Here is a 13,869-nt window from a genome sequence, read left to right on the forward strand (position 1 = left end):
GGGACCTGCTGGCGGAGGGCGCCGCCGATGGCGGACGCGGCGAAACGCGATGTCGGCTGATTGGATGGACGTTGAGATGGCACAAGCCACCGACTAGGCTGTCGATCCCGTTCAGCCAGGATGGAGGTCGTTCGGCGTCAGCGAGAAGAGGTGGGGTGGCATTTCCACCAGGCGGAATAGTATGGTCCTCCGCGAGGCGCCGCAGCGGGCCCTTTAAATCGAGTTCGGCGAAGATCCAGACGGTAACTTCCGTACGCGCGCCGCTCGCTGGGCCGCATCAGGAGTAGTCAGCCGTCCGGGAGCGTCTCGCGTCCTCGCTCGGAGACGACGTGGTAGGCGCTGCTTGGCGTGCAACATTCACGGCGGCCGCCGGTGGGAGTTTTGAAGAAGCGTTGGGATGTGCACTCGAGTGCACGGAGATTCTCAGATCTGACCCGCGCCATCTCGAAGCACGACGTTTTCGCGGTGGTCGCAACCTTCGTCGAGATCGCGACCGAAGCGCAGCGATGCCTTTCGGCCAGCGCCCAAAACCCGGAGGCGGTGAGGAATTCCGCCGCTTGAGCGAGAATCGCTGCTTATTTGAAGGGTGAAACATTTTAACTCCACCGCGATAGAATTCAATTATTCTAATTTTGTTTGATGTTAATATTTCAATGGACTGCGGCCGCCGGTAGTTCACGCTTCTCCACGTTCCATCCAATACATATGGAGAGGCGTGATGCCGATTATTGCTGAATTATCGGTCGGTGAGGGGGTCAGGATCGACACCATCGACATCTGGCTGCTGAAGGACGTCATCGAGGATGGCACGGCCGCCGTCCTGTTCGCCCCCGGCGGCCAGGAGGTCACCATCCGCCAGGACGTGCCCTTCCGGGCAGCACCGGGCCTGCGGCTTTCGGTCGACCCTTGCGAGGGCTCGGACCGGATCAGGCTGGTGATCGATGCCTATCTGCCGCTGATCCACCGCTACCCGCCGCGTACCGGCAAGCCGATGGTGAAGGCGCCAAAGGCGGTCCAGCCGTGACCGCCAAGGACGATGAGAACACGAACCATTCGGTGCTGCGTCGGAAGCGCGGTGGGTTGAAGAAGGAGGACCGTGCCATCCGCAAGGCCCTCTTCGCCTGCTCGGCGCGACTGAGGTCGGACCTGCAGGTCGAGATCGGACGGCTTGCCACGCTGCACGAGGAGGCCAAGGCGGAGCTGCTGCGGCTCGAGGCGCTGCGCGATGCAACGGGGGCGGCACTGAAGGCTGCGCGGGACGCCGATTTGGATCTCGGGGGGACCGCGAGAATCTGGCCTTGGTTGCTGCCGGACTCGCTGGGCAAGGGCGAGGCGGCACTGATGGCGTGCCGCAACGTGCCGGGCGATGCCGCGCCGCCCGATGTCGCCGTGGATTAGTATGCAACGGTGCGCACGCAGCCAAGGTCGGTGCGTCCCGCTTCCCATGGGCGCGGTCACTAGGCCATCCTTTGCACCCATGAAGTCACCGCGACGCCCTAGCCAACGACAGACACGCAAGTATCAATCACGTCAGACACCGTACGAGGCTGCGGTTGTGGCTCTCCGGCAATTTGCTGTGGATCGAAGAGCGTCCCCGGTTGCGGTGGGGCGGATCCTTGAAACGCTGGTGGGAACTGAGCGCGAGACCGCGGCAAGCGAGGCTGGCATTGCGCGGCGCTCGGCATTCTATCTCGCTGCGATAGCAAGGGCCGTCGACGCGGGGCTCATCACCGAAGCCGACGTGGCGGCTTTGGGGTGGGCTCGAGCCCGCGTATTGGCCAGTCAGGCCTTGCGCGAGATGAAGAAGGTGACCCGAACTGCGGTCCGTCATGCTCTTGGCCAATCTGCTCGAATGCTGGCCGCAGCACCGTCGCGTCAGGGGAAGCTCGAGGTTCTCGACTTCTCCCTCACCGCACGCCAGGCCGCCTCCGTACGCAAGGCGCTTGCGCTCCACGGTGCACCGGCGGGCGCGGGACCTGGCGCACGGGCAGCGGCCCTCACGGCGATCTGCATCCCGGCCGGGTCGGGGAACACGCTCGTGCCCGCCGATGGTAACCGAAACAAGGGGTTGCCGAGACCGATCCCGCGGCCCCGCGGCAGGTAGGTCGCCCTCGTCCATCTAGCCGATCTCGTTCTGTGCACTCGAGTGCACAAGATACCCGATCGATCTTGCGTGCTCGATAGCGCATCATTATCGAAAGTCGCGCGTCCCAGGCATCTTGACGCGCCGCGATCCCGGCTCCGGCCGCTTCACCTCATCCGCCCGGCCGAGCATCTTCTCCGCCCACGCCCCATCATCCTGGCCATCGATCTTCGCCAGAGTGTCGAGCAGGTCGGACCGGTCAACGAGCCGCGCCGCGATGAGGTGAACGATCGGCACCTCGGCATGCTGATCCTCGCGCTCAACCCGCCCCTCCACCACCAGCAAGCGTGAGGTCAGCAGTGGGATGCGGTCACGCTCGGAGACATGCGCATAGACCACGACATTGGCCTGGCCGTGCTCATCCTCGATGGTCACGAAGATTACGCCCTTCGCAGTCATCGGCTGCTGACGCATCAGCACCAGGCCAGGGACCTTGACGCGACGGCCGGCCGGAGCCTTGGCCAGCGTCCTGCTATCGTCACAGCGCAGGCGGGCCAGCACGGGCCGCAGCAGTGCCAGGGGATGGCGCCGCAGCGTGAGGCCCGTGCTACCGTAGTCCTGGCCGATGGACTCGCCCTCCGCCATGGCCGGGAGCGTTGGCTTCGCCTCATCGAACAGCGACCGTTGGTCCGGATGCTCTGACGCGATGGCCGCACGGAACAGCGGCAGTTCCCGCCCAGCATCCGGGGCGATGCCAGTGGCATCCCAGGCGGCTTGCCTGCGCCCGATGCCAAGGCTGGCGAAGGCATCGGCGCCAGCCAGCTGCTCGACCGCCCGGCGGCTTAGGCCGGCGCGGCGCACCGTTTCCTCAACCGAGGCGAAGGGTGCCCCGTTGCTGGCGTGGCGCGCTTTCACTAAGGCGCGCGCCTCCTCCTCGCCGAGGCCGGACACCATCCGCAGGCCAAGGCGCATGGCGTGCAGGTCCGCGCTGTCAGCGTCGGATTCCAGGCTGCAATCCCACTCGCTGGCGTTGACGCAGACCGGCCGGATCACAACGCCATGCTCCCTGGCATCGCGGACGATCTGTGACGGCGCGTAGAACCCCATCGGCTGGCTGTTGAGCAGCGCGCAGGCAAACACCGCCGGGTGGTGGCACTTCAGCCAGCTCGATGCGTAGACCAGATGGGCGAAAGAGGCGGCGTGGCTCTCCGGGAAGCCGTAGCTGCCGAACCCTTCGATCTGCTTGAACACCCGCTCCGCCATCTTGGGCGAATAGCCGCGGCGAACCATCCCGCCCACCAGCCGATCCCGATAGACGCTGACGCCCTGGGTGTATTTGAACGTCGCCATGGCCCGGCGTAGATCGTCGGCCTCCTCCGGTGAGAATTTGGCGGCGACAATGGCCAGACGCATCGCCTGTTCCTGGAACAACGGCACACCCAGCGTGCGGCCGAGCACCTGTTTCAACTCGTCCGCCGGGCCGTGATCGGGTGACGGGCCGGGATACTCCGGCTCTTCCAGGCCCCACCGGCGACGGATGTAGGGGTGCACCATGTCGCCCTGGATTGGGCCGGGCCGGACGATGGCGACCTGCACCACCAGGTCATAGAATTCCTTCGGCCGCAGCCGCGGTAGCATGGCCATCTGCGCCCGGCTCTCCACCTGGAACACGCCGAGGCTGTCGGCCTGGCGCAGCATCGCATAGGTCGCGGGATCGTCCTTCGGCACGGCCGCCAGATCGAGCGCGACATGTCGGTGCTGGCGCAGCAGGTCGAAGCCACGCCGCAGGCAGGACAGCATCCCAAGGCCGAGCACATCGACCTTGAGGATGCCCAGCGCCTCGATATCGTCTTTGTCCCATTCCAGTACGGTGCGCCCCGGCATGGCGGCGTTCGTCACCACCGCCAGTTCGGTGAGCGGGCCGCGGGTAATGACGAACCCGCCGACATGGGTTGCCAGGTGGCGGGGGAAGTTCTCGATCTCCTCCGCCAGCTCCAGGGTCATCGCCAAGCGCGGATTGCGGGCGTCCAGCCCGGCGGCCTCGGCGACCTCGGTCAGCGTGCGGTCGGCGCCTGGCCCCCAGACCGCCTTGGCCAGTTTCCCGGTCACATCCTCCGTCAGGCCCATCGCCTTGCCGACCTCGCGGATGGCGCTGCGGGCGCGATAGCGGATCACGGTAGCGGTGATCGCCGCCCGATCCCGGCCATAGCGGTCGTAGAGGTGCTGGATCACCTCCTCGCGGCGCTCATGCTCGAAGTCGATATCGATATCCGGTGGCTCGCCGCGACTGGCCGAGACGAAGCGCTCGAACAGCAGGTCGTGCTTGGCGGGATCAACGGCGGTGACGCCGAGGACGTAACAGACGGCGGAGTTCGCGGCTGATCCGCGCCCCTGGCAGAGGATGCCCTTGCTGCGTGCGAAGCGGACGATTTCGTGGACGGTGAGGAAGTAGGGCGCGTAGCCCAGCTGCTCGATCAGCTTCAGCTCGTGGTCGAGCCGGCCGGTGATGTCGGCTGAGACGCCATGCGGCCAGCGTTCGGCCACGGCATCGACGACACGGGCGACCAGCGTCTCCTGCGCGGTGCGGCCGGGTTCCAGCACCTCCTCGGGATACTCGTAGCGGAGCTGGTCCAGACTGAAACCGCGCGTCGCTTCGAGGATGCGCAGGGAGGCGGTCAACGCGTCGGGATGGTGCTCGAACAGCTTGGCGACCTCGGCCGGGGACTTCAGCCGGCGCTCGGAATTCTGCTCGGCGGCATAGCCGATCTCATCCACGGTCGTGCGCAGACGGATCGCCGTCAGCACGTCCGCCAGGCGGCGGCGGGAGGCGGCATGAAAACGCGGCGTGGTGGTGGCGAGGATTGGGACGCCGGTGGCGGCGGCACCACGGAGCCGACGATAGCCAAGGCCGTCCATGACGCTTGGCACAGCGCAATGCAGCGGCAACGGCAGCCGATCCCGTAGAGCCTCGGCATCGGCGCGTAGGCGGTCCGCGAAGTCGGGCGTGACGATCTCGGGCGCCACGATAGCGATGGCAGAACCACAGGCGGCGCCAAGCAATTCCTCGCGACTGATCCAGCACTCGCCCTTCGGCGCGCGCGTGCGGCCACGGGATAGCAGCGCTGTCAGGCGGCCGTAGGAAGCGCGATCCGTGGGCCATGCCAGGTATTCGGCACCGTCATCGGTCAGCACGCGTGCTCCGACCGCGAAGGGCAGGCCGAGTTCCTTAGCGGCGACATGAGCCTGCACCACGCCGGCCAGGGTGTTGGTGTCGCAGATGCCGATGCCCGCCATGCCCAATGCAGCCGCCTGCGTCGCCATCTCGCCGGGATGAGAGGCGCCATCCAGCAGGCTGAGGTTGGATTTGGCGCACAGCTCGGCGAAGGCAGGGCCGGCCGGCATCGGGGCTATCCGGCGCTGTGCGGGGCGCCGGGGCGGCGCTTGAGGACAACGAAGCCGGAGCGTTCCAGATGCTCCACCAGACGGTCCGCGGCCAACTTTGCGGCGAGTTCCCATCCGCCGGACACGGGCTTGCCGCGTGCGTCATAGCGCAGAGCATAGGCGATGGACTCCGCGATTTCCTTCGGGCTGACAGGGGCAAGGCCGGCAGTCGGGATGGGCGGAATGGTGAGAGGGTCGGACATAGGAGGACGATGGCGCACGCTTGAGAACAAATCAAGAACGCTGTAGTGATGCCTTTCCAGCGGAAATTGCGCTGGTCGACCGTCGAAAAGCAGCGATGCTGCCTAGCCGCGCTGCCCTTCGGTGGCCAGGGTTTGCTATGCGGATGGGCCGATGGCTCGCAAGCATCCTGCCTACCTCTACACCTATCCCCTGCACGCCCGGCGGGCTGTGCTCGATACTGATTTCGCAGAGCGCGCCATGGCCGCGCTCGGCTGCTACCCGGCTTATGGCGCGCTCACAGCGCGGTATCACAAGGCGTTCTGGGTCGAGCTAGGACGGGCCTTACAGGAGCGCGACGCAGCGACCGTGGCGGGGGCGTGTGAGATCCTGGCGGATACGCTGGCTGCGAAGCGCATCACGGTCGGCGAAGCGGCAAGGGTCGTGCGCGACTGGCGCCTTGGCAGGATGGGTTAGTCGGGTGGCAACATGAACCGCACTGCCCACTATACCTTGCCTTCCGTCGTGCGCTCGATCGGAGGATCGTGCTTCACGTCCTTCGCCACCACCACCAGCGAGCCATCCGGCAACGGGCGCTGCAACGCTTTCGCTTCTGGCCATTCCGCCGTCATCCACGTCTCGATTTCTTCCGCCGTGGTCAGGATCACCGGCATAGCCTTGGGATGGACCGCGGCCACCTCCGTATTCGGCTCGGTGGTGAGGAAGCCGAACAAGTCGATTGTCTCTAGGCCCGACCGGACCTTGCGCACGCTGGCCCACTGCGGCGCCCACAGACCCGCAAAGAACGACAAGGGGCGGCCGGCATCGTGGGCAAACCATATGTCGCCGCCGGCCTCGCGATTGAACTCGCTGAAGGACGTAAAGGGGACCAGGCAACGGTTCTCGACACCAAGCCAACGCTTCCAATGGCTCGATGCCGTGTTGCGGATGTTCGTGGTTCCGGCGTCCGGCTCCATGCGCAACAGCTCGTCAAAATCTACTGCCTTGCCCTTGGCCCGCAGCTTGTCTGCACGCTTCGTCGCTGCGTCCAGGAGTGCCTTCTTAGAGCTGGGCATGCCCCACCTCACCAGCGCCAGTTCTCGACCTTCCGATGTGTTTCGGACGATCGGAGCGGCGTAGTCGGGGAACACCGCCGGCATCGGCGCGAGATTCCCGGTGCTGTCCTTGAACGCCATCGAAAGCTGGCGGATGGCCTGCTGATTGGAAACGATGCTGTAGAGGTTGCACATGGATCGAATCTGTCCAGTACGGCCGTAGAGCGGCTTTCGCGGCTCAGTGCATCTCCCACCGGCCAAGATAACTCCGACCACCGTCAGGAATGATGACGGAATCGCTGTCTGCATAGTCGGCGTAGAACAGGTAGGCTCCCTCGACCGTGCGCGAGCGGTGAGCGCTTTGGTGAGTGTGCGTGTTCACCGCGTGAGCGATCTCGATCGGCAGCCCATGTGCGAAGACCTTGTGCGTGGCATAGACAGCGTGCTGGATCAGCTTGCCCATCTTGCTCTTGCGGGCCGGCAATGCTTCCGTGCCGGTCGGCTTACCGTCGGGATCGGGTTCACATTCCATCGGCTTGCTCACGTCGTGCAGCAGGCACATCGCAATTAGCCCATCCCGATCATATTCCGTACCGCTTTCTACCTTTGCCACCTGGGCGAGAGCGAGTGCCATGCGCGTGACGATACGAACGTGATCCACTAGGCGCCGGTGACGCTCAGCATCCATATTCTTGGGGATGTCCTCCAGCCGGTTCCACGGGCATTCGGCGGCGACCTCCAGCCAGATCGCCGTCACGCCACGGCGAATACGATCGTCACGGATTTCGGCGATCTCAGGAAAAAGGCCCAGCAGGCCCGCCTCATCAAGGTTGATCGGCATGGATGTGTTGTCTCCGAAGAAGGGGGAGGTGGTGGACGCTCAGCTGTCGATCCTGATGCCGGCATCACGGATAAGGCGCGTGAGGGACGTTGTCTCAGTGGCGACAAAGGATCGGAACTCGGTCCGCGTCATCGGGGCCGGCTCGCAGCCTTGTTCTGCAAGGCGGCGGCCAGCCTCCGGGTCGCGCAAAGCGGCCACGATGGCTGTGTTCAGGCGATCTAGGATTGGTGGCGGTGTGCCAGGCGGAGCGAAGAAGCCATACCAGTTCACCATCTCGTATGCCGCCATTGGCGGGTAGTCGGCGATGGCGGGGTAGTCAGGCAGGCTCGCCATGCGCGACCGGGAGGTCACAGCTAGACCCTTCATTCGGCCTTCGCGGATGAGGGGCAACACACCCGGAGGCCCGGCGAAGGTCATTGTGACGCGCCCGGAGGCAATGTCGCTCAGAAGCGCGCCGGTGCCTCGATACGGAACGTGCTCGATCTTGATATCCGCAATGCGCGTGAACAGCTCGCCATTCAGGTGGGTGAGGTTGCCGACACCGCCACTGCCGTAGGTGAGCTCACCAGGTCGCGCCCGCGCCATGGCAATCAGCTCGGCGACGGAATTTGCAGGGATGCTGGCACCGAGCGTGAGAAGGTTTGGTACCCGAACGCCGCAGGAGAGCGGTTCGAATGCCGCCGGATCAAAGGGCAGGCGAGAACCGTAGAGCTGGGGCCCCGCGGCTATCTCGCCGGCTGTGCCAAGCAGGATGGTATAGCCATCTGCCGGCGACCGCATGGCTGCCTGGGCGCCGATCTGACCGCCAGCACCCGCAATGTTCTCGATGACGACCGCCTGGCCGAGGTTTGCTCGCATCGGCTCCGCAAGCAAGCGCGCTACTAGATCGACCCCACCACCTGCGGCGAAGCCTGCAATGATGCGAACCGGCCTATCGGGGAAGACACCTTGCGCGTGCAATGCGGAGGGTGAGGCAGCACCGGCGCCGGCAAGGGCCAGAAGGCTGCGGCGGCGCAAACCGGTGATCATGACGTTCCCTCAAACTCTTTGAGGGAAGGCTGCACCGAGGCGCGGCGGACGGCAACTCGGCCCCCGCCTGGCGAAGGCAAGTATGAACATGCGAAAGAAACCAAAGGTAGAATATACCAAGATACTTAAACTCCTTGAGATTGAGCTGCTATGGAGCTTGTGGCGCGACCTGTTCCGTGGCGGCGAAAGGCTGAAGGCCAGACCAGCCGGCACCGTCCGAACGCCAAAGGAATTTGCAGACGACAACGCTACGGCACCGCGGGCATTCGGCAACGGTGATGATCACGATGGTACGGTTCTCAGGGAGTGGTTGCCGCAGGGCCAGCATAGAGTCCTTCAGGCCATGCGCCTGCGCCATGCAAAATGCCCGAAGTGACGACCCCACGGCATCACGCAGGCGTGGGGATCGTGGCTGACCTGTCACTTGCCACCAGATCAGCCAATGCACTCTCCTGCCGGGGCCTGCATGCATCGGACCCAAAGGGAAAGTCGTCATGACCTTCAAGAATGCTGCCTCGGCCATCGTCGTCGCGTCGGTTCTGGCCGTCGCAATACCCGCCGCTGCCTTTGCTCAAGGAGCGTCCGCGCCAGCTACACCGTCTGCGCCCGGTGCCTCGACGCCGACACCTGGGGCCGGAACACAGCGCACGCCTACCGCGGCCCAGGCGGCCCAGCAGGAGCGAATGAGGTCATGCAACACCGAAGCGGGCAGCCGAAACCTCGAAGGCGACGGCCGGCGGACGTTCATGAGCGAATGCTTGGCGGGCCGCATGCCGCCAGCGGCAGGGGGTAGTCAGCCGAGCTCGGCGCAGGCCGCGCAGCAGGATCGGATGCGGACCTGCAATGCGGACGCGGGGCGACAGAACCTCGCAGGCGATGCGCGACGCACCTTCATGAGTGAGTGCCTTGCGGGCAGGTCCGGCGCGTCGCCAGCAATGGGAGCACCGGCCACGCAGCCCCAAGCCGGCGCGCCGCGCCGCTAGCTTGAAATCCGGCCAGGGCCCCGCGTAAGGGCGCAGGGCCTTCCATGCCGATGCCGGTCGCGGTCCGCGTCCTCGCTGGTGTGGGTAGCGTCTGGCCTACTTCTTCTTCCGCGCCGCCTTCGCGCGACCACCCTTGCCCAAGCCGATCTCCTTTGCCAGCGCGGATCGGCGTTCCGCATAGGCGGGCGCGACCATTGGGTAGTCGGGAGGCAGGCCCCACCTTTCGCGGTACTGGTCGGGCGTGAGGTTGAATGCCGTCGCGAGGTGACGCTTCAGCATCTTCAGCTTCTTCCCGTCTTCAAGGCATACGAGATAGTCGCGGTGGACCGACTTCTTGATCGGAACGGCGGGTTCCGGCCGGGCCTCAGCCTTGGCCGGAGCCGGTTGTCCGCTCCCCGCCAGCGCGGCATGGACGCCGGCAATAAGACTGGGGAGATCGCTCATCGGTACGGGATTGTTGGAGACGTGCGCAGCCACGATTGACGCGGTGAGCTGCAGAATTCCCGGCTTGGCGACCAGGTCGGACATGGGAGACTCCGTCGTCGAATTAGGCGGCCCGTTCATATTGCACGCCGCCGTCCGAGGGTGGGGGACTGGTTTCCGATGAGACGGCGATGCGAGGGCAGCCCTCGCGCCCGGCTAGTGGAAGTTCGCTCCGTGCTTCGCCAGCACCTGCCGAACACGCTGACGAAGAATTGGAGAGCGCGTCCAGGCGATGGTGAGCAGGTCCGCAACGCCGATTGCGGTCTCGCCTTCCCGGATGGCCGTGCACGCCTTCCAATAGGCTTGCACTTCCCCTTGGCCGTTCTGTTGCGACGAAGTGTGCGTGGCGAGCGATTCCATGGCGAATGCCTCCGTTGCTGCGGGGGTCAACGCTCCGCGCTGAAGCCGGGTTTCCGTATTGAGCTGTCCGCCTTTCGCACGTGTTCCGATCGCGCGCTGCGACAGGCCGCACAAAGCGCGCGGCGAGCGGTGCGTCTCCGGCTGCGTCGCCCGCAGAGCTTCGTATCCAAGTACGAAACCGGCGAGCGCCGCCTGGACGTGATCGAACTGATAGAAGTGACTGAGGCTTTGGGCGCTGACGCGGTAGCGCTCCTGCGCGAAATTTCACGCCTGGGACCATAGCCCAGGGCAAATCTCGCCGTTGAGCCCAGATCAGATGGGAAAGGCCGGCGCCAGGGAACTAAAGGTTCCGATGCCCGCATGGCGATGCGTCGAGTTGGATCGTCACAACGTGCACGAAGCGCCGACGTGAGCACTACCTACGACGTAGTGGGGCATCGAGCGTAGCGGTCCGTCTTTGCCGTGCACTCGAGTGCACAGAAATTCTCAGATCTGACCCGCGCCATCTCGAAGAACGACGTTTTCGCGGCGGTCGCAACCTTCGTCGAGATCGCGACCGAAGCGTAGCGATGCCTTTCGGCTAGCGCTGTCGACCAACTGGACGAAGGCGAACTTGCTGGTGCGGTCGATGGCCACGAACAGGTAGAGCTTTCCTTCGGTGGTCTGGACCTCGGCGATGTCGACGTGGAAGTAGCCGATGGGATAGGGCTTGAAGGCCTTCTTGGTCGGCTTGTCGCCCTCGACCTCCGGCAGTCGGGAGATGCCATGGCGTTGCAGGCAGCGGTGAAGCGCTGAGCGCGTGAGTTGCGGGATGGTGGCTTGCAGCGCGTAGAGGCAGTCGTCCAACGGCAGCAGGGTGTGGCGGCGGAAGGCAACAATGATGGCCTCGTGCTCGATGGACAGGGTGGACGAGTGCGCCTCGCGCGGTCTGGTCGGGCGGTCGGCAACTGAGGTGCGCTTGCGCCATTTGGCGACGGTCTTGGGTTTCACGCCGTAGCGCCGCGCCAGTTCCCTCAGGCTCGCTTGACTATGCTGGATCGCGCGACGGGCTGCCGCTGTCGTGGTGGCGCTGCCGTGAAGAACCTGGCCCATAGCGCGTCCTTCCACGCCTGCGAAAAGACTGCACCATCTAACCCCGGGATCAAACACCTGCGGCTTTCGGTCGACCCTTGCGAGGGCTCGGACCGGATCAGGCTGGTGATCGATGCCTATCTGCCGCTGATCCACCGCTACCCGCCGCGTACCGGCAAGCCGATGGTGAAGGCACCGAAGGCGGTGAAGCCGTGACGAGGAAGGCCGAGGGTGGGGGGCACCACCCGGTGCTGTGGCCGAAACGGGGTGGGTCGAAGTAGGAGGACCTTGCGATCCGCCGGATCCTTATCCGCTGTGCGGGCTGGATCGGTCGCGAGATCGAGGGCGAGATTGGCAGGCTGACCGCAATCCAGCAGGGGGTGGGAGCAGCCTTTCAGGGTCGTAGGGCGCGCCAGGAAGTAGGAACCGCACTCCGCCGGGCGCAGGATGCTCATTCAGGACTGCGCAGCGCGGAGACGATCTGGTGGACCACGCTGCCAGAGGCCCTCGGCGAGGGAATGGACGCCCTCCTGGCGTGCCGGGTCATTCGCGGCGATATGCCGCCGGCCGATATCGTCGTCGAATAGGCGTCGCGGGCAGCGCCCGTACGCTCGAGTGCGAGGACCCATGGAGCGGGACGGGTTACGCGCCATGAAGCCTTTCCAAAGGCTACGGTCGGCCCAAGGAGGGGCAGTGCCCAGGTTGGAGCAGACGTGCTCGCTATATGCTCGCTGGCGCGACCTCGATCACTGATGATGGGCGAACGCCGATCCTAACAGCCTGAATCTATTCGGGTAAATGGTGCCCAGGGGCGGAATCGAACCACCGACACTGCGATTTTCAGTCGCATGCTCTACCAACTGAGCTACCTGGGCCCATGAGGTTCCCGTGGGAACCCGGCGAGGCGGCGGGAAATAGCGGAGGCTGCGTCCCCTGTCCAGCGGGGTCAGCCACCATCCTCGTCATTGTCCTGCGTCGTCTCCGGTTCGACCGGGATCGCGTAGCCGCCGGTGAGCCAGCGCCCCAGATCAACCTGCGCACAACGCAGCGAGCAGAAGGGCCGGGATCCCGCCTGCTGCGCCGGCCGGCCGCAGATCGGGCAGCGCGATGGTGCGCGGGGTGTCGGGTCAGCCGTCATGACCGGCCTCCTCGATCGATGGATCACGGGCGGCCGGGTCGGGGCGCAGCAGCAGCGCAAAGCCCGCCTCGGCCGAGAATTCCTCCAAGGCCCCGGGCAGGTCCTGCAGCGCCGTGATGACGCCTGGTGAAGCACGCAGCGCCAGCCGCGCCGCAGGCCGGGCGGCAACATCCCGCGCCCCTTGCCGCAACGCCGCCAATCCCCGCGTCAGGGCGGAGGGCGGACGCCCCAGCACCTCATTCAGCGGAGGATGGATGCGGTCGCGGACGATTTCGGCCAGGCCAAGATGGGTGAAGCCGAGCAGCCGCGCATGGCGATCCCCCGCCAGGGCTTCGCGCAGCGGATCGGCCAGGGCCTCGCGCCGCTTCGGCGACAGCCCGGCGAAATCCACCAAGATCGCGCCGCCCAGGTTGCGGGCGCGGATCTGGCGCGCGAGTTCGGGCAGCGCGTCCCGGTTCAAGGTCAGCACCGCATGGGCACCGCGCGCCCCGGCCGCGCTGCCGGCGTCCATGTCGATTGCCGTCAGCGCCGGCGTGGGGTGGATCAGCAGGCGGCCAGCGCCGGGCAGCGGGGCCTCGGCGGAGGCCAGGATGTCGAAGTCAGCCTCGATGGCGTCGTCGAAGGCCGGGGCGGGGACCAGGCGTGCCCTGTCGCCCAGGCGGCCGCGCAGCCGCGCCAGCAGCGCCGCGCTGTCCACCAGCACCGCCGCATTCGCGTACTGCCCGGCGAGCCGTTCCACCGCCAGCATCCCGCGCGCGACCAGCCTGGGGGCGCCGGGCGGCGCGGCGGCGATTCGGGCGGCCTCGGTCGGGGTCACCCGGGCGGTCACGCGTGGGCCCTTGCCACCCTGCGCGGCGCGAATGACGCGCAGCGGCAGGATCATGCCCTCATGGACCGCGGCGGCGAGGGGGCGACGCGCCTCGCCGGTCTCGCGTTCCGGCAGGAAGCCCGTTTCGCCGCCTGCCAGGGCGATGAAGGCCCCGGCCATGGCCGGGGCCAATGCCGAGACCCGGCCACGATGCAGGTCGCCCATGCCATCAGGGCGGCCGGGGCGCTCCACCCAGGCCTCGGTCAGGGCCCCGCCCTGCAGCAGCGCGGTGCGCAGCTCGCCGGGGGAGGCGCTGACGACGATCGTCACGCCGCCGGGCGCGCGAGGTGTTGTCGCGCCGCCAGGCGCGCGGGGCATCGTCGCGCCACCAGGCGCG

Annotated in this window: 14 protein-coding genes, 1 tRNA gene and 1 pseudogene; 5 read left to right on the top strand and 11 right to left on the bottom strand. The window is 66.1% G+C overall.

Translation table 11 applies throughout. The features are described 5' to 3' along the window. Positions 1-718 precede the first annotated feature (718 nt). Both AAFN86_RS16015 and AAFN86_RS16020 read left to right on the top strand, forming a co-directional pair. Positions 719-1,024, top strand: coding sequence for a hypothetical protein (locus tag AAFN86_RS16015; protein ID WP_347544361.1), 306 nt, complete (start codon positions 719-721; stop codon positions 1,022-1,024). Next, positions 1,021-1,398, top strand: coding sequence for a hypothetical protein (locus AAFN86_RS16020; protein WP_347544362.1), 378 nt, complete (start codon positions 1,021-1,023; stop codon positions 1,396-1,398). Before AAFN86_RS16015 ends, AAFN86_RS16020 begins: the two co-directional genes overlap by 4 nt. A 793-nt stretch (positions 1,399-2,191) precedes the next feature. Here the strand turns inward: AAFN86_RS16020 and AAFN86_RS16025 are convergent. Then, positions 2,192-5,485 carry an error-prone DNA polymerase gene (locus tag AAFN86_RS16025; protein ID WP_347544363.1) on the bottom strand — a complete coding sequence of 1,098 codons (3,294 nt, stop codon included), beginning with the start codon at positions 5,483-5,485 and terminating at the stop codon, positions 2,192-2,194. A gap of 5 nt (positions 5,486-5,490) precedes the next feature. Further along, positions 5,491-5,727, bottom strand: coding sequence for a hypothetical protein (locus AAFN86_RS16030; protein ID WP_347544364.1), 237 nt, complete (start codon positions 5,725-5,727; stop codon positions 5,491-5,493). 151 nt (positions 5,728-5,878) lie between these two features. Between AAFN86_RS16030 and AAFN86_RS16035 the strand changes: the two genes are divergently transcribed. Then, entirely contained in the window at positions 5,879-6,181 is a 303-nt protein-coding gene (locus AAFN86_RS16035; protein WP_347544365.1) for a hypothetical protein, read from the top strand. Between the two features lie 29 nt (positions 6,182-6,210). Here AAFN86_RS16035 and AAFN86_RS16040 read toward each other — a convergent pair whose 3' ends face one another. Genes AAFN86_RS16040 through AAFN86_RS16050 form a run of 3 tightly spaced genes read right to left on the bottom strand, consistent with a single transcriptional unit; the run spans position 6,211 to position 8,629 of the window. After that, entirely contained in the window at positions 6,211-6,954 is a 744-nt protein-coding gene (locus AAFN86_RS16040; RefSeq protein WP_347544366.1) for an SOS response-associated peptidase family protein, read from the bottom strand. Positions 6,955-6,997: 43 nt separating this feature from the next. Beyond that, positions 6,998-7,600 (bottom strand): HD domain-containing protein, encoded by a 603-nt coding sequence (locus AAFN86_RS16045; protein ID WP_347544367.1) that lies wholly within the window; start codon positions 7,598-7,600, stop codon positions 6,998-7,000. A gap of 39 nt (positions 7,601-7,639) precedes the next feature. Next, a complete protein-coding gene (locus AAFN86_RS16050) occupies positions 7,640-8,629 on the bottom strand; it encodes a tripartite tricarboxylate transporter substrate-binding protein (RefSeq protein ID WP_347544368.1) in 990 nt (329 codons plus the stop codon). A gap of 82 nt (positions 8,630-8,711) precedes the next feature. On the opposite strand from AAFN86_RS16050, the gene AAFN86_RS16055 reads away from it, so the two are divergent. Together AAFN86_RS16055 and AAFN86_RS16060 are read left to right on the top strand one after the other, a co-directional pair. Further along, positions 8,712-9,005, top strand: coding sequence for a hypothetical protein (locus AAFN86_RS16055; protein ID WP_347544369.1), 294 nt, complete (start codon positions 8,712-8,714; stop codon positions 9,003-9,005). Between the two features lie 118 nt (positions 9,006-9,123). After that, positions 9,124-9,612 carry a PsiF family protein gene (locus tag AAFN86_RS16060; protein WP_347544370.1) on the top strand — a complete coding sequence of 163 codons (489 nt, stop codon included), beginning with the start codon at positions 9,124-9,126 and terminating at the stop codon, positions 9,610-9,612. Between the two features lie 96 nt (positions 9,613-9,708). On the opposite strand, the gene AAFN86_RS16065 is transcribed toward AAFN86_RS16060, so the two are convergent. The 6 genes and pseudogenes from AAFN86_RS16065 to AAFN86_RS16090 form a co-directional block, all read right to left on the bottom strand. Then, complete coding sequence (locus tag AAFN86_RS16065; protein WP_347544371.1) at positions 9,709-10,140, bottom strand: MucR family transcriptional regulator; 432 nt, start codon at positions 10,138-10,140, stop codon at positions 9,709-9,711. 111 nt (positions 10,141-10,251) lie between these two features. Then, positions 10,252-10,455, bottom strand: a complete 204-nt coding sequence (locus tag AAFN86_RS16070) for a hypothetical protein (protein ID WP_347544372.1) — start codon at positions 10,453-10,455, stop codon at positions 10,252-10,254. A 492-nt stretch (positions 10,456-10,947) separates the two neighbouring features. Then, positions 10,948-11,547, bottom strand: a pseudogene (locus AAFN86_RS16075) (hypothetical protein); the annotation flags it as partial. 778 nt (positions 11,548-12,325) lie between these two features. Next, positions 12,326-12,401: transfer RNA gene (locus AAFN86_RS16080), tRNA-Phe, on the bottom strand. 71 nt (positions 12,402-12,472) lie between these two features. Beyond that, complete coding sequence (locus AAFN86_RS16085; protein WP_347544373.1) at positions 12,473-12,664, bottom strand: DNA gyrase inhibitor YacG; 192 nt, start codon at positions 12,662-12,664, stop codon at positions 12,473-12,475. After that, complete coding sequence (locus tag AAFN86_RS16090) at positions 12,654-13,850, bottom strand: ribonuclease E/G (protein WP_347544374.1); 1,197 nt, start codon at positions 13,848-13,850, stop codon at positions 12,654-12,656. The genes AAFN86_RS16085 and AAFN86_RS16090 overlap by 11 nt, the downstream gene beginning before the upstream one ends. Positions 13,851-13,869: the final 19 nt, after the last annotated feature.

The organism is Roseomonas sp. CAU 1739, from assembly GCF_039839775.1.
GTDB lineage: Bacteria > Pseudomonadota > Alphaproteobacteria > Acetobacterales > Acetobacteraceae > Neoroseomonas.